Here is a 386-nt window from a genome sequence, read left to right as displayed (position 1 = left end):
CGGTGCCGGGCTGATCCTGGTGCTGCTCGGTGTGGTGCTGTGGCGGGCCTGCCGGATCGCCCGGGAGGCGACCGATCTGTACGGGACGATCATCGCGGGCGGGATCATCACCTGGTTCGCGTTCCAGTCCTTCGAGAACATCGGGATGACGCTCGGCATCATGCCGGTGGCCGGACTGCCGCTGCCGTTCGTGTCGTACGGCGGTACGTCGATGTTCGCGGTCTGGATCGCGGTGGGACTGCTCCAGTCGATCCGGGTGCAGCGACCGCTGGCGGCCCTATGACGGTAATTCGCGGGTATGTTCCAGAGTATGGCGGAAACGAAGCGAGAGATCGAACGTAAGTACGAACTCCCGAGCCGTTCTTCGGCGGACGGCGTGGCCGGAC

The 386-nt window shown here is 65.3% G+C and carries 1 protein-coding gene; it reads left to right on the top strand.

Annotated elements, in window-relative coordinates; all coding sequences use genetic code 11:
* A partial coding sequence (locus BFF77_RS32325) for an FtsW/RodA/SpoVE family cell cycle protein (RefSeq protein ID WP_169922763.1) occupies window positions 1-283 on the top strand: 283 nt, incomplete at its 5' end.
* Window positions 284-386: the final 103 nt, after the last annotated feature.

It is taken from the genome of Streptomyces lushanensis, assembly GCF_001700515.1.
In the GTDB taxonomy this organism is placed as follows: Bacteria; Actinomycetota; Actinomycetes; order Streptomycetales; family Streptomycetaceae; genus Streptomyces; species Streptomyces lushanensis.
Note: the sequence above shows the minus strand (reverse complement) of the source record. Positions and strands in the feature narration are given on the sequence as shown.